Source organism: Pseudomonas sp. YA1 (genome assembly GCF_058680555.1).
In genome coordinates, this window is sequence record NZ_JBZWBG010000010.1 from 83,374 (window position 1) to 100,121 (window position 16,748).

Below are 16,748 nucleotides of genomic sequence, written 5' to 3' on the forward strand. Positions count from 1 at the left end.
CCTATTGCCAGAACTTCTGCTGGTTGAGCCGCCCCCACCAGGTCACCAGCACGCGGTCGATAACCACGCTGGCGGCCAGGCCGACGCGTTCCTGCAGGCTCTTGCGCTCGACGAATTGCACCTGGTAGACATCGCGCTCCCTGGCCTGCTCGGCCAGGTACTCGTCGCTGGTCTTGAGTTCGTCCACCAGCAGCTTGCCCAGTGCGGCCTGGCCCAGCCAGACCTCGCCGGTGGCGATCTCGTCCATGTTCAGTTGCGGCCGGTAGTGGGCCACGAAGTTCTTGAACAGTTCGTGGGTCACCTCCAGGTCCTCCTGGAACTTTTCCCGGCCCTTCTCGGTGTTCTCGCCGAATACCGTCAGCGTACGCTTGTATTCGCCAGCGGTAAGCACCTCGAAGTCAATATCGTGCTTCTTCAACAGCCGGTGGACGTTGGGCAACTGCGCCACCACGCCGATCGAGCCGAGGATGGCGAAGGGCGCGGAAAGGATCCGATCGCCGATGCAGGCCATCATGTAGCCGCCGCTGGCCGCCACCTTGTCGACGCACACGGTCAGCGGCACGCCGGCCTGGCGGATGCGCGCCAGTTGCGAGGCCGCCAGGCCGTAGCCATGGACCATGCCACCGCCGCTTTCCAGGCGCAGCACCACCTCGTCGTCCTTGCCCGCCATGCTCAGCACCGCAGTCACTTCGTGGCGCAGTTGCTCGGTAGCCGAGGCCTTGATGTCGCCGTCGAAATCGAGCACGTAGACCCGCGACTTCTGTTCAGGATGTTTCTTCGCCTGCTTCGCCGCCTTGCTCTCCTCCTTGCGCAAGGCCTTGAGGCTGGCCTTGTCGAGGACGCTGTGACGGACCCGCTCGCGCAGGTCCTTGTAGAAATCGTTGAGTTTCTGCACGTCGAGGTGCCCGCCTGCGCCGCGCCGGCCGCGGCCGCGCAGGGCGACGATCACCACCAGCACCACGATGATCGCCGCCAGCACGGTCACGGTCCTGGCCAGAAAGCCCGCATATTCGGCAATGAACTCCACACAACCCCCTCTCTACTGTTGACGCACCCGTCTACGGGCGACACGATTGCGCAAGCATACCCAGGCCACCGACGGGCGGCCAGCGATGCCGCTGCCTGGAGAGCCTTTGCAGGGCGCGCCCGGAGCAGCCGATAAAGGCAGCGAATGAGATTCAAACAAGCGTATGTTTTTTCGTTGACAGCCCTGGGTGATCCTCATACCCTCGCGGAACTTTCACCCGCCGAGGTCCGCCCGTGGGCAGCATCTACCTGATTCGACATGGCCAGGCGTCGTTCGGTGCCGACGACTACGACGTGCTGTCGCCGACCGGCATCCGCCAGGCGGAAATCCTCGGCGACCACCTGCTGAACCTCGGCGTCCGTTTCGACCGCGTCCTCAGCGGCGGCTTGCGCCGCCAGCAGCACACCGCCCGCGCCGCCCTCGAACGCCTGGAGTCCTCCGGGCTGGCCACGCCGGAGCTGGAAGTCGATCCGGCGTTCAACGAATTCGAAGCCGACGCGGTGATCCGCGCGCACCTGCCGGACCTGCTCGAGGAGCAGCCGGAAGCCCTGCACATCCTTCGCCATGCGGCCGAGCATCGGGCCGAGTTCCAGCGCCTGTTCTCCACCATCATCGCGCGCTGGGTTTCCGGCAACCATGAGAAAGATGGGCTGGAAAGCTGGCAGGAATTCCTCGATAAGGTCCATGACGGTCTTCGTCGTCTGCTGGCGCAGGCCAGCGGCAAGGACAGGGTCGCCGTGTTTACCTCCGGCGGTACCATTACCGCCCTGCTCCAACTGATCGTCGGCGTTCCGCCGCTCAAGGCCTTCGAGCTGAACTGGCAGATCGTCAATACCTCGCTGACTCGCCTGAGATTCCGCGGCGAGGAAGTGTCCCTGGCTTCCTTCAACAGTCACGTGCACCTGGAACTGTTGAAGGCGCCGGAACTCATCACCTATCGATGAGCCGGCCTACCGCGACCGTTCCGGTCGCCGAAAAAACCCTAGAAGAAAGGAATAGAACCCATGACCACCGTTGCTGACATCGTCTCCACCATGAAAAGCAAGTTCAACGCCAGCGCGGCCGCCGGCCTGGATCTGGTGTTCCAGTTCAACATCGAAGACGGCGACAACCACTACCTGGTCGTCAAGGACGGTACCTGCGAAGTGGTACAGGGCGACGCCGAGAACCCCAACGTCACCCTGATCATGGACAGCGAAACCCTGAAGGGCATCACCAGCGGCGAGACCGACGGCATGCAGGCCTTCATGGCCGGCAAGCTGCGCGCCGAAGGCGACATGATGCTGGCGATGAAGCTGGGCGAACTGTTCCCGGTCTGATCGTTTCCGGCGCCATGCCAGAAGGAAAACCGGAGTCCCTCGCGGCTCCGGTTTTTTTTCGTCCGGCATTCCTCCAGGCCGACGATCAGGGACCGTGATGGAGCGGCAACACGCTTGCCCATAACGCCCGGCGGCGGCTTGTGAGGGCCGGGACAGGGCATTAGATTAGCCAATTATCGCCGGTCACCATCATTGCGCAGCCTGATGCGCGCACCGGCTCCCGCGGCTCCGCCGTGGCACCACGAGAAGGGAACCCCATGTCGCTGACTGACCAATCCACTCGCATCCGCGCCGGCGAAGAACTCGACGCCGCCGTCATCGACCCGTACCTGAAAGCCCATATCCCCGGCCTCGAAGGCACCCCGAAGATCAGCCAGTTCCCCGGTGGCGCGTCCAACCTGACCTACCTGATCGAGTATCCGCGCCAGGAGTTCGTCCTGCGTCGCCCGCCATTCGGCCACAAGGCCAAGTCGGCCCACGACATGGGCCGCGAATACCGCATCCTGAACCAGTTGAACGCAGGCTTCCCCTACTGCCCGAAAGCCTACCTCTACTGCACCGACGAGTCGGTGATCGGCGCCGAGTTCTACGTCATGGAACGGGTCAAGGGCATCATCCTGCGCGCCGAACTGCCGCCTGAGCTGAATCTCGACGAACAACAGACCCGCAGCCTGTGCAAGAGCTTCATCGACAAGTTCGTCGAGCTGCACAACGTCGACTACGCCGCCTGCGGACTGGCCGACCTGGGCCGCCCGGACGGCTACGTGCAGCGCCAGATCGCCGGCTGGACCGACCGCTACGAGAAGGCCCTGACCCCCGACGCGCCGCTCTGGGAACCGGTCAAGGCCTGGCTCAAGGACAAGCAGCCGGCCGATCACCACAAGCCGGGCATCGTGCACAACGACTACCGCTTCGACAACGTGATCCTCGACCCGGACAACCCGATGCAGATCATCGGCGTGCTGGACTGGGAACTGGCCACCCTCGGCGATCCGCTGATGGACCTCGGCAACACCCTCGCCTACTGGGTGGAAGCCGGCGACCCGGCTCCGGTGCAACTGACCCGCCGCCAGCCCAGCCACCTGCCGGGCATGCTGACCCGCCGGGAGTTCGCCGACTACTACGCCGAGCGGGCCGGGATCCCGCCGATCGACAACCTGGACTTCTACTACACCTATGGCCTGTTCCGTCTTGCCGGCATCGTCCAGCAGATCTACTACCGCTACTACCACGGGCAGACCCAGGACAAGCGTTTCGCCCAGTTCGTGCAGATGAACAAGCTGCTGGAGCAGATGAGCCTGCAGGCCATCGAGCGCTCCCGCCTGTAACCGACCACTACAAGGGGATAGCCCATGTCCAAGACCCACCTGTTCGACCTCGACGGCAAGATCGCCTTCGTTTCCGGCGCCAGCCGCGGCATCGGCGAGGCGATAGCCAAGCTGCTGGCCCAGCAAGGCGCCCACGTGATCGTCTCGAGCCGCAAGATCGATGGCTGCCAGGCGGTCGCCGACGCGATCACCGCGGAGGGCGGCAAGGCCACCGCGATCGCCTGCCACATCGGCGAGATGGAGCAGATCCAGAACGTCTTCGCACAGATCCGCGAGCAGTTCGGCCGCCTCGACATCCTGGTCAACAACGCCGCCACGAACCCGCAGTTCTGCAACGTACTGGAAACCGACCTCGGCGCCTTCCAGAAGACCGTCGACGTCAACATCCGCGGCTACTACTTCATGTCCATCGAGGGCGGCAAGCTGATGAAGGAACACGGCGGCGGCAGCATCATCAACGTGGCCTCGATCAACGGCGTATCGCCCGGCGAGTTCCAGGGCATCTACTCGGTGACCAAGGCCGCCGTGATCAGCATGACCAAGGTCTTCGCCAAGGAATGCGCGCAGTTCGGCATCCGCTGCAACGCCCTCCTGCCAGGGTTGACCGACACCAAGTTCGCTTCGGCGCTGGTGAAGAACGACGCGATCCGCAACCTCGCCCTGCAGCGCATCCCGCTCAAGCGCGTGGCCGAGCCGAGCGAAATGGCAGGCGCCGTGCTCTACCTGGCTAGCGAAGCGTCCAGCTACACCACCGGCGTGGCGCTGAACGTCGACGGCGGCTTCCTTTCCTGACGGAACGGCGAACGCGCGAAGAGGGAGCCAGGGCTCCCTCTTTTCATTTCAGGATTGCCAATGCCTCGCACCAGCGCGGGACAGGCGCCCCACGGCTATTCACCTGCGTTCTCGGGTAGCCGGACGAGTACCCCCATAGGTGTTACCCGCCGCCTCCACTTCAGTTGCCGACCCGCCAGCCACCGTTCACCGACACCACCGTTCCGGTGACGAACCCCGCCTCGGGCGAGGCCAGCCAGGCCACCGCCGCGGCGATGTCCTCAACCCGGCCGGTCCTGCCCAGCGGGGTCTCGCCGACGATGGCGGCGACCCGTTGCGGATCGAGGCCGCCGGGAAAGAACCGGGTGTCGGCGATGTAACCCGGCGCCACGCTGTTCACCGTGATCCCGCTCGAACCGAGTTCCCGCGCCAGGGCCACGCCGAAGCCATGCAGGCCGGCCTTGGCCGCCGCATAGCCCAGCGCACCGGGACTGCCGCTACCGGTCTGCGCAGCGATCGATCCGATATGGATGATCCGCCCGCCCTCTTCCGCGAAATGCGGCAGCACCGCCAGCGACATGAGGAACGCGCTTTTCAGGTTGCCGTCCAGCAGCGCATCCCATTCCCGCTCGGCCTCTGCCAGCGGAGTGGTGGCGGCGATCTTTCGGGTGAACCCGGCATTGTTCACCAGCACATCGAGCCCTTGGAAGGTGTCGCCGACCCAGGCGGCCACCGCCTCGACAGCTTCGCGGCGGGAAAGATCGGCGGCCATCCAGGGCACGCCGCCCAACTCGGCGGCGGCGCATTGCAGGCGCTGGGAATCACGGGCCACCAGGGCGATCCGATAACCCTGTTGCCGAAGGCACCGGGCGATGGCCAGGCCGATGCCCGACGAGCCGCCGGTGACCAGGGCGGTACGGCGGGTTGGAGAATGAGTGTGCATGACGGGCTTCCTCTGTGATGGATGGAACGCCTCGTCTGGCCAGAGCGAGCGTACGGATGGATTCTCGACGGATTCGCCGCGATATATCCAATACTGTCTTTCTTAACTCACCATATCCGGGAGATATCGCAATGGCCGACTTGCGCCAGTTCCGCCAGTTCGTCGCGGTTGCCGAGGAGCTGAGCTTCCGCCGCGCCGCTGAGCGCCTGCACATGGCCCAGCCACCGCTGACCACTGCGATCCGGCGGCTGGAAGAAGAAGTCGGCGCCAGCCTGCTGGAGCGTGACAACCGTATCCACCGCCTGACGCCGGCGGGCCGCGCGTTCCTCGACGAAGCCCGGCGCACCCTGGCCCAGGCCGAACGCACCCTGGCGGCCGCGCGCAGCGCCGCCAGCGGACGCAGAACGTTGCGCCTGGCGTTCGTCGACAGCACCATCAATATTCTGCTACCGCGCATACTCCAGGCATTCCGCCAACAGCATGGCGCGCTGGACTTCCAGCTCCAGGAAGACACCACCGCGGGGCAACTGGAGGCGCTGCGCGAAGACCGCATCGATGCCGGCCTGATCGTCCTGCCGGTCGACCGCCAGCCCGGCCTGTACACACATCTACTGGTGGACGGCGACATGCGCGTGGCATTGCCCGAAGGGCATCGGCTGGCACGCCATGCGCGCCTGCGCCTGGAACAACTGGCCGGGGAACCCTGGCTGCTGTTCCCACGGCACTATGGGCCGGGCATGCACGACCTGATCGTCGCCGCCTGCGCGGCAGCCGGCTTCGTCCCGGAGGTGGTGCAGGAGGCGCGGCAGATGCAGACCATCGCCGGGCTGGTGGCCGGCGGCATCGGCGTCGCGCTAGTGCCTTCGCTGCTACAACCGTTGCGCCCGCCGGGAGTCACCTTTCGTCCCCTGCAAGGGCGGCGGGCGCGAATTCCCTACCGGCTGGCGTTGGCCTACCGCACGCCGTCGGACCTCATCGAACGCTTTCGCGAAACCGCCCAGACGATCGCCGCCGCCCCGGCTTTTCGCATGGCCTAGCGCCAGTCCCTGAGCGCCTCCTCGGCCGCCAGGTTCATCGGCTCGGCAAGCAGCCCGGCGACGCCGTAGTTCACCGCGAACACCGCCTTGTCCGCCATCGGCAGGAAAGTCACCCGCCCCGCCAGCGGCTCGAACAGGAACAGGTCGTGCTCGCCGGCCCGCAGCCAGCGCCAGAGATCGACCCCCAGCGGACTCTGCGACAAGCCCAGGCGGCGGCCCCGGGACTGCTGTTCGAGGGCCAGGAAGCGGCCGCTGAGCGCGTCGAGGCGATAGCCCGGCGCCAGACCGATCAACGCGGCCAGCCCCTTCCAGCGGAAAATCCGCGCGTCCAGTTGCCAGAGTTCGCCGTCCAGCACCACGCTGCGCTCGTTGGCGCCCTCCTGGATCAGCACCCGGTAGCGCTGCGGCCCTTCGGCCTGGAAGCTCAGGGTGGCCATCGGCTGCTCGGGCTTGAGCAGCGAGTAGCTGCGCAGGTCCCAGGCGAGCACCAGCAGCAGCGCCGCCACGGCGACGAAGGCCAAGCCGCAGGTGCCGCGCAGCCAGCCGAGGAACCAGGTGCGTTCGAAGAGGATGCGCACCGCGACCAGGGCGGCCAGCAAGGCCAGTAACGCGAATGCCCAGGCCAGACCGTCGTACTGCATGCAAGCGATTCCTTCTGCGTGAAATTGCGGGCATTATGCGCACCCCTCCTCCCGACGGCCAGCGAGGCCGTTTCCCGATTGGAAGCAGGTCCGGTTTTTCATGCCCTTCGAACTCGCGATAGACCCCAGCACCCTGATCATCCTGGCCGTGGTGGCCTTTCTCGCCGGCTTCATCGACGCCATCGCCGGCGGCGGCGGCCTGTTGACCATCCCTGCGCTGCTCACCGCCGGGGTCCCGCCGCACCTGGCGCTGGGTACCAACAAGCTGAGCTCGACCTTCGGTGCGGCGACCGCCAGCTACACCTTCTACCGGCGCAAGCTGTTCCATCCCGGGAAGTGGCGCAACGCTCTGCTCGCCACCGCGATCGGCGCCGCCATAGGCGCCTGGGCGGCTCACCTGCTGCCCGCCGAGTGGCTGAACCGGATGCTCCCGGTGGTGGTATTCACCTGCGGCCTCTACATGCTCTTCGGCGGCACGCCGAAGGCGCCGCTGGACGCCGATGCGCCGGTCGGACGCAAGCGCCAGTGGCCGCAGGGCCTCGCCCTGGGCTTCTACGACGGCGTGGCGGGACCGGGCACCGGAGCGTTCTGGACCGTCAGCTCGCTGCTCATGTACCCGCTGGACCTGGTCCGCGCCAGCGGTGTGGCGCGGAGCATGAACTTCGTCAGCAACATAGTGGCGCTGGCGGTGTTCGTCGCCTCCGGCCAGGTGATCTGGTTGCTCGGCCTGTGCATGGGTGCGTCGCTGATGGTCGGCGCCTATTTCGGCGCGCGCACCGCTATCGGCGGCGGGGCGAAGTTCATTCGCCCGGTGTTCATCCTGGTGGTCCTGGCGCTGACCGCGCGGCTAGCCTGGCAGCACTGGTTCAGCGGCGCCTGAGCGGCGCGCCAGGTACAGGTCGATCAAGTGCCGGGCGATCGAGCGCTGCGCCGGTAGCGGCGGCAAGGCATCGAGGGAGAACCACTGGGCGTCCTCGATCTCGTCCTCCTGCGGGACGATCTCGCCGGACACGTACTCGGCGTGGAAACCGAGCATCAGCGAATGCGGGAACGGCCAGTTCTGGCTGCCGATGTATTCGAGATTGGCGACCTCCACCCCGACCTCTTCGCGCACCTCGCGGACCACGCACTGCTCCACCGACTCGCCGGCCTCGACGAAGCCGGCCAGGGTACTGTAGACCCCCGGCACGAAGCGCGGCGAACGCGCCAGCAACACCTCGTCGCCCCGGGTCACCAGGACGATCATGCTCGGCGACAGGCGCGGGTACTGGTGCAGCCCGCACTGCGGACACTGCATCACCCGCTCGTGGTCCTGCGCCTGCATGCGTGTGCCGCAGTTGCCGCAGAACCGGTTGTGACGTGCCCAGATGCCGATCTGGCTGGCATAGCCGAGCATGCAGAACTGATCGAAATCGCCGTGCAGCATGAACTGCCGCAACGGCGCCCAGGCCATGCCCGGTAGCTCGATCGGCTCGTCCAGTTCCAGCACGTAGACCGGCTCGCCCTGCCAATGGCCGACCCCATGTTCGGCGAGCAGCGGGAGTTCCTGGCGCTTCAGCCATTCGCGGGGGAACAGCAGGCCGTTGTCGTCCTGGAGGAAGCGCTGCTGACAGTGCGCGAGCACCCAGCCGCCGACCTGGGCGGTAGTCGGCCGACCTGCCTGCCAGCGGGACTCGCCGGCCATCAGGCGGCCACCGGCAGCCCGAGCGCCTTGACGCTGGCGCTGGCCAGGTCGAGGACATCCGGCTGGCCCTGCGGACGCAGCACGGCACCGCCCTCGAGATAGTATTCGAGACTGGTCAGGGCGTCGGCGAGGGTTTCCAGCATCTGTTCCGAAGGCATCTGCGCGGTCTCGATCATGCGCTGCTGGATGTAGTCGGCGCAGCCGCCGACCAGCAGCGCGGCGCGCTCCTGACCGAGGAACCAGAGGCCGCCCCGGACCGCCTGTAGGCTGGCCGGGACGTTGGCCAGGTTGAGCTTGTCGCCATTGGATTCCAGGTACGCGGTGATCGCACGCTTGGCTAGGGCCAAGCCGGCCTTGGCCTCCTCGATCACCACGATGCGCGCCTCGGCCAACTGGTGCACGGCGAACGCATCGGCTTCTTGCCCGGGCTCCGCCGGAGTCGGCCGGGTGATGCGGCGCTCGCCGCGCTCGAGGTTGCCGACCATGCTTTCCACGTAGAGCACCGCATCGGCCAGGCGCAGCAACGCCGGCGGCGAATCGGCGACGCCGCTGGCAGCCCAGGCGGCCACGGTGGGTAGCTGGGTCTGCAGGGCGGTGCCGGCCGAGTTCAGGCCGACCATGCCGAGGGTCTTGCTCAGCTTGCCCAGTTGCGCATGCAGGTTGGTCAGGCTGTCCGGCTGGGCCACGCCGCGCTCGATCAGGTCGAGCATGTCCTTGACCCCGGCGAGTTCCTCGCGGATCGCCGTGGACAGCGAACGCATCACCGACTGGCCGGGGCCGGACAGGCGCTGCGATTCCTCTTCCAGCAGGTGGTCGGTGAACGGCAGCGGCGCCAGCCCATGCAGTTCGCGGACCTCGCGCGAACGCGGGCCCTGGCCGTCGGACAGCGCCACCAGGTAGAGCAGTTCCTTGAGCAGATGGCGCGGCGCCTCGTAGGCCGGGCCGATCAGCAATTGCTTGAGCTCGCGGTCGATGCGCGAGAACAGTTGCTTGCGCGACTTGCGCGGCAACAGTTGGCCATCGACGATCGACTCGATCGCCGCGGCGCCGATCCAGCACAGCCGCGAACGGGCCACCCCGCCGTGCAGGCTGTCGAGGCGCGCCAGCGCGCGGCCCATCAGCTTGAGGCTGGGATAGAGGTTCTGTTCGCGGATCAGGCCGAGCAGGCCGATCTGGTACATGTGGCGCATCCGCCGGCTTTCCTCGCCCAGTTCGGCTTCGGAAGGCAGGTGGTCGATGGCGGTGCTCGGCGGCCGCGGGATATCCAGGCGGGCGCTGAAGAAGAAGCTTTCCGGCAGCGCCGGCTGCCCTGCGGCACAGCGCACTTCGTTGATCGCCGGCAAGAGCAGCTCGGGGATCTCCTGGCGATTGGCCTCGACGTTCTCCAGGTAGCGGCGCAGCACGTACAGGGCGTTGCCCAGGGCTGCCAACTGGCCGTCGCGCTCCTCGCTGACGCCGGTGGGAATGTCGGTCGCCAGCTGCAGGGCTTCCTGGGCCAGCAGCTCGGCGCCGGCCAGCTCGATCAGGTTGAGGGTGCCGCGGATCTGTTGCAGGCATTCGACGGCGTGCTGCAGCAGGCTGCCGTTCTGCCGCTCGGCAATGAACTGCTCAAGACCCTGTTCGGCCTGTTCCATGGTGGCGAACAACTCGTCGCGCACCAGACTGAGGGACGTGGCTCCTGTGACCATCGGCCTAGTGCGCCTCCCGCGCAAGAATATACAACGGCATCAATCAGCGAATTCCGGCTTCTGCTTGGCCATATGCGCGGCCATCGCCACCCGCAGGTCGGCGGACTGGAGCATGGCGGCGTTCCAGGTAGCGACGTACTCGAGGCCGTCGTCGACCCGGTGGTCGCGCATATAGCGGATCATTTCCTTGGTACCACGGATGGCGATCGGCGACTTCGCGGCGATCTGCCGCGCCAGTTCGAAGACCCCATCCATCAATGCGGCCTGGTCCGCGTAGGTACGATTGACCAGGCCGATGCTCCGTGCCTCTTCGCCGTCGACCATGCGCCCGGTGTAGGCCAGCTCGCGCATCATGCCATCGCCGATGATCCGCGGCAGGCGCTGCAGGGTGCCGACGTCGGCGGCCATGCCGATGTCGATCTCCTTGATCGAGAACTGCGCGTCGGCGGTCGAGTAGCGCATGTCGCAGGCCGAGACCAGGTCGATGGCGCCGCCCAGGCAGTAGCCCTGGATCGCCGCGAGCACCGGCTTGCGGCAGTTGTCGACCGCGTTGAACGAGGCCTGCAGCTCGAGGATCTTGCGACGCAGGGCGTCGGCGTTGCGGCCGACGTCCTTGCCCAGTTGGCTGCCGACCTGGGCCAGCAGCATCAGGTCGATCCCCGAGGAAAAATGCTTGCCCGCCCCGGACAGCACGACCACCCGCACTTCGTCGGTATCGTCGACCCAGCGGAAGATCTCGATGATCTCGCGCCAGAAGTCCTGGTTCATGGCATTGATCTTGTCCGGACGGTTGATCTGGACGTGGGCGATCTTGTCTGCCAGCTCCACACGGAATGCGTTGTACTCGGTCACGGCGATAGTCCTCGGCAGAGCAACTGCGCTGTCAGAACGCAGAGATTTTTGTTGTGCGGAAAATCCCGCAACTATAACAAGGGCGAGCCAAATGTCGATGCTGCACTATGTGATGCACGGCACGCCCATTGATACCGCAATCTCTTCGATGATTGCGCTAAACGCTTGATCCAACGAAAGTCCTGCTGGCATTTTCAGTCTTTTCCTTGCCGTGGAGTCCATCGTGAGCAGTCCCCTGAGCCAGGCTTTCGCACAGAACTTCCTCGGGCATTCGCCACGCTGGTACAAGCTGACGGTGCTCGCCTTCCTCTTGCTCAATCCCCTGCTGCTATGGCTGGCCGGGCCGGTGACAAGCGCCTGGGTGCTGGTCGGCGAGTTCATCTTCACCCTGGCCATGGCGCTGAAATGCTATCCGCTGCAGCCGGGCGGCCTGCTGGTGCTGGAGGCGCTGTTGCTCGGCCTGGCTACCCCCGAGGCGCTCTATGCGGAGTTGCAGCACAACTTCCCGGTGCTCCTGCTGCTGATGTTCATGGTCGCCGGCATCTACTTCATGAAGGACCTGCTGCTCCTGCTGTTTTCCCGCCTGCTGCTCGGCGTGCGCTCGAAGGCCCTGCTATCGCTCCTGTTCTGCCTGCTGGCCGCCCTCCTCTCGGCCTTCCTCGACGCCCTCACCGTGACCGCCGTGGTGATCAGCGTGGCGGTGGCATTCTTCGCCGTGTACCACCGGGTCGCTTCGGGGCAGCGCGCCAGCGAGGACTACGATCCCGCCACCGACCGCCAGGTCCCGGAGCTGCACCGGGCCCATCTCGAAGAATTCCGCGCCTTCCTCCGCAGCCTGCTCATGCACGCGGCGGTCGGCACCGCGCTGGGCGGCGTCTGCACCCTGGTGGGAGAACCGCAGAACCTGCTGATCGGCCACGAGGCCGGCTGGCATTTCGTCGAGTTCTTCCGCCAGGTCGCGCCGGTATCCATGCCGGTACTGGCGGCCGGCCTGCTGACCTGCGTGCTGCTGGAGAAGAGCCGCCGCTTCGGCTATGGCGCCCAGTTGCCGGCGGCGGTGCGCCAGGTGCTCGCCGAGTACGCCGCCAGCGAAAGCCGCAAACGCGGAGCGCAGCAGAAGGCCGCGCTGCTGGTGCAGGCCCTGGCGGCGCTGGTACTGATCGTCGGGCTGGCCCTGCATGTCGCCGAGGTCGGCCTGATCGGCCTGTTGGTGATCGTGCTGATCACTGCCTTCACCGGCGTCACCGACGAACACCAGATCGGCCGCGCCTTCCAGGAAGCCCTGCCGTTCACTGCGCTGCTGGTGGTGTTCTTCGCGGTGGTCGCGGTGATCCACCAGCAGCACCTGTTCACCCCGATCATCCAGGCGGTGCTGGCGCTGCCGGCGGAACGCCAGCCGGGCATGCTGTTCATCGCCAACGGCCTGCTCTCGGCGATCAGCGACAACGTATTCGTCGCCACCATCTACATCACCGAGGTGAAACAGGCGCTGGATGCCGGCCACATGAGCCGCGAGCATTTCGACACCCTGGCGGTGGCGATCAATACCGGCACCAACCTGCCCAGCGTAGCGACGCCCAACGGCCAGGCGGCGTTCCTCTTCCTGCTGACCTCCTCCATCGCCCCGCTGGTGCGCCTGTCCTACGGCCGCATGGTCTGGATGGCGCTACCCTACACCCTGGTGATGGGCGGCCTGGGCTGGTGGGCGGTCAGTCATTGGCTTTGAGCGTCGGCACTCCGTTGACCTGGTTGCGCCATTGCCGCCAGGTGTACATCGGGATACCGGCCATCAGCACCAGGAAGCCCCAGAAGATCGCCTGCTGGCCGGTGCCATACAGCGCCCATAGCGAGTAGGCGAAGCCCAGCGAGCCGATCACCAGCAATTGCCGGCGTGAACGCGGCGAGAACTCGTCCGGTCGCACCGCCAGCAGTTGCAACAGCGCGGCGGTGCAGAACGCGTAGGGGACCACCCCGGTCATGGTGCCGAGCAGGATGATCACGTTGAACACATCGACCAGGTCGCCATGCCCGTCGACCATCACCAGCGCCGTCACCAGCAGCCCCGAGGCCAGCAGGCCGTGGGCCGGCGCGCCGTTCTTGTTGAGCTGGCCGAGCGACTCCGGGAACAGCCCGTCGCGCGCCGGAGCCACCGGGATCTGGCCCTGCAACAGGACCCAGCCATTGAGCGCGCCCAGGCAGGCGATGACCGCCCCGGCAGCCACCAGGTAGTAGCCCCAGTCGCCCATCAGGATCCGCGCCGCGTCGGCGAACGGCGAGGTGGAGCGGGCCAGCACCTCCGGCGGCATCAGGCCCTGCACCGCAGTGATCGAGAGGATGTAGAGGGCCGCCGCGGCCAGCGTGCCGAACAGGGTCGCGCGGGGAATGGTGCGGCGCGGGTCCTCGACGTCGTCGGCCGGCACGGTGGCCGACTCCAGGCCGATGAACGACCACAGGGTCAGCGCCGCGGTGGTGGCGATCGCCTGGGCATAGCCCATGTTCGGCAGCTCGCTGCGCGCCGGGATCGCCAGGTGCTCGGGATTGAAGTGGAACCAGCCGAGGATACCGACCAGCAACAACGGCAGCAGCTTGAGGATGGTCAGCAGGTTCTGCACCACGCTGAAGGTGCCGATGCCTCGCAGGTTGATCAGGGTGCACAGCCAGATCGCGGCGATGGCCACGCTGACCATCAGCAGCGGATCCGCCAGCGCCGGGATGAATACCCGCAGGTAGCCGACCAGGGTCACGGCGATCGCCGCGTTGCCGATCCAGGCGGCTTTCCAGTAGGTCCAGGCGCACAGGTAGCCGGCGAAGCTGCCGAAACCGTCGCGGGTATAGGCGTAGGGGCCGCCGGCGCCGGGGTTGACCCGCGCCAGGCGGGCGAAGGTCAGCGCCAGCAGCACCGCGCCGGTGCTCGACACCAGCCAGCCGAACAGGCTGAGCCCGCCGAACGCCGCCAGGCTGGAGGGAAGCAGGAAGACTCCCGAACCGACCATGTTGCCGATCACCAGCGCGCTGCAGGTCCAGAACCCCATGCCGCGCTTGCCGGCCTTCTCTCCCCCCGCCATCGACACCCCTTAGCCTGTCGGCTTCATTCCTTTATGCACTCAACGGTATAGCAGCGCCCGGACGGTCCGTCCTGATGCTGCAGGCCATGCACATCGGAGTCGAAACCAGGGAAGGCGCGCTCGAAGGTCCGCGCGAACTCGAGATAGTCGAGGATTGAGCGGGTCGCCTCGGTGAAGCGCTCACCCGGCATGATCAGCGGGATACCCGGCGGATAGGGTACCAGCATGACGGCCGCGATGCGCCCTTCCAACCGAGCGATCGGTACCGCCTCGACCTCGCCGCGCACCAGCTTGTCGTAGGCCTCGGACGGCCGCATCGCGACCTCCGGCAGCACCGTGTACATGCGCTTCATGGCCTTCGCCGTGGCGTTGTCGCGGTAGCTGGCGTGCATGGCGTCGCTGAGGTCGCGCAGGCCCACGCCGTTGTAGCGCTTGCCGCCGGCCTGGGCCACGGAGGGCAAGACGTCGAGCAGCGGCAGGTTGGCGTCGTAACAGCGCTTGAATTCGAGCAGTTCGGTGACCAGGGTGCTCCACTTGCCCTTGGTGATGCCCATCGAGAACAGCACCAGGAAGGAGTAGAGACCGGTTTTCTCCACCACCAGCCCGCGCTCCCAGAGGAAGCGGCTGACGATGGCGGCCGGAATCCCCTGCTCGCTGAGCTTGCCGCCGGCGCTCAGGCCCGGGGTGGTCAGGGTGACCTTGATCGGATCGAGCAGCACGTAGTCTTCGGCGATATCGCCGAAGCCGTGCCAGTCGGCGCTCGGCTCCAGCACCCAGTCATGGGTGCCGACCTGATCGGTGCCCTCCACCTGCTCCGGCTGCCAGACGCCGAACCACCAGTCGTTCCGGTCCAGGTTCTGCCGTACGTTGGCCAGGGCCCGACGGAAGCTGAGGGCCTCGTCGAAGGTCTCCTGGATCAGCGAACGCCCGGCGGGCCCTTCCATCATCGCCGAAGCCACGTCCAGCGAAGCGATGATGCCGTACTGTGGCGAGGTCGAGATGTGCATCATGAAGGCTTCGTTGAAGCGCGCCACGTCCAGCTTCCGGGTCCCGCCATCCTGCACGTGGATCATCGAGGCCTGGCTGAAGGCGGCGAGCATCTTGTGCGTGGAGTGGGTGGCGAACACCAGGGGGCCCTCCTCGCTGCGCGAGGTGCCCATGCCATAGCGTCCGTCGTAGAACTCGTGGAACGCGGCATAGGCGTACCAAGCCTCGTCGAAGTGCAACACCTCGACGCTGTCGCCGAGGGTCTGCTTGATCAGCTCGGCGTTGTAGCACAGGCCGTCGTAGGTGGAGTTGGTCACCACCGCCAGCTTCACCTTCGGCTCGCGGCCGCGCGCCAGCGGGCTGGCGGCGATCTTCGCGGCGATCGACTCCTTGCTGAATTCGCTCAGCGGGATCGGCCCGATGATCCCCAGTTCGTTGCGTTCCGGAGTCAGGTAGAGCGGTATCGCCCCGGTCATGATGATCGAGTGGAGGATCGACTTGTGGCAGTTGCGGTCCACCAGCACCAGGTCTTCGCGACCGACCATGGAGTGCCAGACGATCTTGTTCGCGGTGGAAGTGCCATTGATCACGAAGAAGGTATGGTCGGCGCCGAAATTGCGCGCGGCACGGTCCTCGGCCTCGGCCAGGGGGCCGGTATGGTCGAGCAGCGAGCCCAGCTCGGGGACCGAGACCGACAGGTCGGAACGCAGCGTGTTCTCCCCGAAGAACTGGTGGAACGCCTGTCCCACCGGACTCTTGCGATAGGCGACACCGCCGCCGTGGCCCGGCGTATGCCAGGAATAGTTGGACTGCGCGGTGTGCTCGACCAGCGCACGGAAGAATGGCGGCAGCAGCCCGGCCAGGTAGTTGCGCGCCGCCCGGGCGACCTGGCGGGCGAGGAACGGCACGGTGTCTTCGAACAGGTAGAGGATGCCGCGCAACTGGTGCAGGTCGGCCATGGACTCGGCCGGCGCGTTCTCGATGGTCACCTGCTCGCCGAGGGCGAAGATCGGCAATTGCGGCGCCCGCACGCGGGCCACGCGGATCAGTTCGACCACATCCTGCAGCAGGCGCTGGTTTTCCCCGGCACCTTCGGCGGCGACCAGGATGCAGGCCAGGCCGTGGTGGGTGGAAGCGACGATGCGCCCCTCGGCGGAGCTGGCGGTGGAGAGAATGCTGAAGCCGTCCTGCTCCAGTTCGTGGGCGATGCCCCGCACGCGTTCGCCGGCAACGGTGTCGGCCTTGATGTCGCGATGGACGATGAGGACGGGAAATTTGAGGTCTTTATACATTGTTGATCCCGAGCAGCAGGCGGGCGAACCCCGCCGGTCGGCTCAGGGTAGAGACTTGCCGGCACGCGCGTAACCCCCGGCGGCTTGCCCTTGTAAGAAAAGGTCGCGGCAACA

Annotated in this window: 15 protein-coding genes; 7 read left to right on the forward strand and 8 right to left on the reverse strand. The window is 66.4% G+C overall.

The genetic code is table 11. The features are described from left to right. Position 1 precedes the first annotated feature (1 nt). Positions 2–1,027: a protease SohB gene (sohB, locus tag AC4OR5_RS15745; protein ID WP_003087997.1), complete on the reverse strand. Its 1,026-nt coding sequence runs from the start codon at positions 1,025–1,027 to the stop codon at positions 2–4. Positions 1,028–1,260: 233 nt separating this feature from the next. Between sohB and AC4OR5_RS15750 the strand changes: the two genes are divergently transcribed. From AC4OR5_RS15750 to AC4OR5_RS15765, 4 genes are all read left to right on the forward strand, one after another. Further along, on the forward strand, positions 1,261–1,971 hold the full coding sequence (locus AC4OR5_RS15750; RefSeq protein WP_004349259.1) for a histidine phosphatase family protein: 711 nt from the start codon (positions 1,261–1,263) through the stop codon (positions 1,969–1,971). 60 nt (positions 1,972–2,031) lie between these two features. Further along, a complete protein-coding gene (locus AC4OR5_RS15755; protein WP_003087993.1) occupies positions 2,032–2,346 on the forward strand; it encodes an SCP2 sterol-binding domain-containing protein in 315 nt (104 codons plus the stop codon). Positions 2,347–2,603: 257 nt separating this feature from the next. Beyond that, the gene (locus AC4OR5_RS15760) at positions 2,604–3,674 is read left to right on the forward strand and encodes a phosphotransferase family protein (protein ID WP_003087989.1); all 1,071 of its coding nucleotides are present in this window, start codon (positions 2,604–2,606) and stop codon (positions 3,672–3,674) included. A gap of 24 nt (positions 3,675–3,698) precedes the next feature. Then, positions 3,699–4,466 (forward strand): SDR family oxidoreductase, encoded by a 768-nt coding sequence (locus tag AC4OR5_RS15765; protein WP_003087987.1) that lies wholly within the window; start codon positions 3,699–3,701, stop codon positions 4,464–4,466. A 160-nt stretch (positions 4,467–4,626) separates the two neighbouring features. Here the strand turns inward: AC4OR5_RS15765 and AC4OR5_RS15770 are convergent, their stop codons facing one another. Continuing rightward, a complete protein-coding gene (locus tag AC4OR5_RS15770; protein ID WP_058160652.1) occupies positions 4,627–5,388 on the reverse strand; it encodes an SDR family NAD(P)-dependent oxidoreductase in 762 nt (253 codons plus the stop codon). A gap of 131 nt (positions 5,389–5,519) precedes the next feature. On the opposite strand from AC4OR5_RS15770, the gene AC4OR5_RS15775 reads away from it, so the two are divergent. After that, the gene (locus AC4OR5_RS15775; RefSeq protein WP_003132802.1) at positions 5,520–6,425 is read left to right on the forward strand and encodes a LysR family transcriptional regulator; all 906 of its coding nucleotides are present in this window, start codon (positions 5,520–5,522) and stop codon (positions 6,423–6,425) included. Here the strand turns inward: AC4OR5_RS15775 and AC4OR5_RS15780 are convergent. Next, positions 6,422–7,066: a hypothetical protein gene (locus tag AC4OR5_RS15780; protein WP_003087981.1), complete on the reverse strand. Its 645-nt coding sequence runs from the start codon at positions 7,064–7,066 to the stop codon at positions 6,422–6,424. The two genes, AC4OR5_RS15775 and AC4OR5_RS15780, sit on opposite strands and share 4 nt — an antisense overlap. A 100-nt stretch (positions 7,067–7,166) precedes the next feature. On the opposite strand from AC4OR5_RS15780, the gene AC4OR5_RS15785 reads away from it, so the two are divergent. Continuing rightward, entirely contained in the window at positions 7,167–7,946 is a 780-nt protein-coding gene (locus AC4OR5_RS15785) for a TSUP family transporter (RefSeq protein ID WP_003087979.1), read from the forward strand. Here the strand turns inward: AC4OR5_RS15785 and nudC are convergent. From nudC to AC4OR5_RS15800, 3 genes are read right to left on the reverse strand one after another with little or no spacing between them, the layout of a single operon-like run. Continuing rightward, entirely contained in the window at positions 7,914–8,750 is an 837-nt protein-coding gene (gene nudC / locus AC4OR5_RS15790; protein ID WP_003139928.1) for an NAD(+) diphosphatase, read from the reverse strand. The two genes, AC4OR5_RS15785 and nudC, sit on opposite strands and share 33 nt — an antisense overlap. After that, positions 8,750–10,438, reverse strand: a complete 1,689-nt coding sequence (gene fimL / locus AC4OR5_RS15795) for a type IV pilus/biofilm regulator FimL (RefSeq protein ID WP_003087974.1) — start codon at positions 10,436–10,438, stop codon at positions 8,750–8,752. Before fimL ends, nudC begins: the two co-directional genes overlap by 1 nt. Positions 10,439–10,477: 39 nt before the next feature. Beyond that, entirely contained in the window at positions 10,478–11,290 is an 813-nt protein-coding gene (locus AC4OR5_RS15800; protein WP_003087972.1) for a crotonase/enoyl-CoA hydratase family protein, read from the reverse strand. Positions 11,291–11,513: 223 nt separating this feature from the next. Between AC4OR5_RS15800 and nhaB the strand changes: the two genes are divergently transcribed. Next, positions 11,514–13,016, forward strand: a complete 1,503-nt coding sequence (gene nhaB / locus AC4OR5_RS15805) for a sodium/proton antiporter NhaB (protein WP_003087967.1) — start codon at positions 11,514–11,516, stop codon at positions 13,014–13,016. On the opposite strand, the gene AC4OR5_RS15810 is transcribed toward nhaB, so the two are convergent. Then, positions 13,000–14,355: an amino acid permease gene (locus tag AC4OR5_RS15810; RefSeq protein ID WP_003117687.1), complete on the reverse strand. Its 1,356-nt coding sequence runs from the start codon at positions 14,353–14,355 to the stop codon at positions 13,000–13,002. The genes nhaB and AC4OR5_RS15810 overlap by 17 nt on opposite strands. Positions 14,356–14,378: 23 nt before the next feature. Next, a complete protein-coding gene (gene ldcA / locus AC4OR5_RS15815; RefSeq protein WP_003087961.1) occupies positions 14,379–16,634 on the reverse strand; it encodes a lysine-specific pyridoxal 5'-phosphate-dependent carboxylase LdcA in 2,256 nt (751 codons plus the stop codon). Between the last annotated feature and the right edge of the window lie 114 nt (positions 16,635–16,748).

Bases quoted from the DNA above. Each gene is read 5' to 3' on its own strand.
- AC4OR5_RS15755 (WP_003087993.1), top strand. From the start codon at position 2,032: ATGACCACCGTTGCTGACATCGTCTCCACCATGAAAAGCAAGTTCAAC.
- AC4OR5_RS15760 (WP_003087989.1), top strand. From the start codon at position 2,604: ATGTCGCTGACTGACCAATCCACTCGCATCCGCGCCGGCGAAGAACTC.
- AC4OR5_RS15765 (WP_003087987.1), top strand. From the start codon at position 3,699: ATGTCCAAGACCCACCTGTTCGACCTCGACGGCAAGATCGCCTTCGTT.
- AC4OR5_RS15770 (WP_058160652.1), bottom strand. From the start codon at position 5,388: ATGCACACTCATTCTCCAACCCGCCGTACCGCCCTGGTCACCGGCGGC.
- AC4OR5_RS15775 (WP_003132802.1), top strand. From the start codon at position 5,520: ATGGCCGACTTGCGCCAGTTCCGCCAGTTCGTCGCGGTTGCCGAGGAG.
- AC4OR5_RS15780 (WP_003087981.1), bottom strand. From the start codon at position 7,066: ATGCAGTACGACGGTCTGGCCTGGGCATTCGCGTTACTGGCCTTGCTG.
- AC4OR5_RS15785 (WP_003087979.1), top strand. From the start codon at position 7,167: ATGCCCTTCGAACTCGCGATAGACCCCAGCACCCTGATCATCCTGGCC.
- nudC (WP_003139928.1), bottom strand. From the start codon at position 8,750: ATGGCCGGCGAGTCCCGCTGGCAGGCAGGTCGGCCGACTACCGCCCAG.
- fimL (WP_003087974.1), bottom strand. From the start codon at position 10,438: ATGGTCACAGGAGCCACGTCCCTCAGTCTGGTGCGCGACGAGTTGTTC.
- AC4OR5_RS15810 (WP_003117687.1), bottom strand. From the start codon at position 14,355: ATGGCGGGGGGAGAGAAGGCCGGCAAGCGCGGCATGGGGTTCTGGACC.
- ldcA (WP_003087961.1), bottom strand. From the start codon at position 16,634: ATGTATAAAGACCTCAAATTTCCCGTCCTCATCGTCCATCGCGACATC.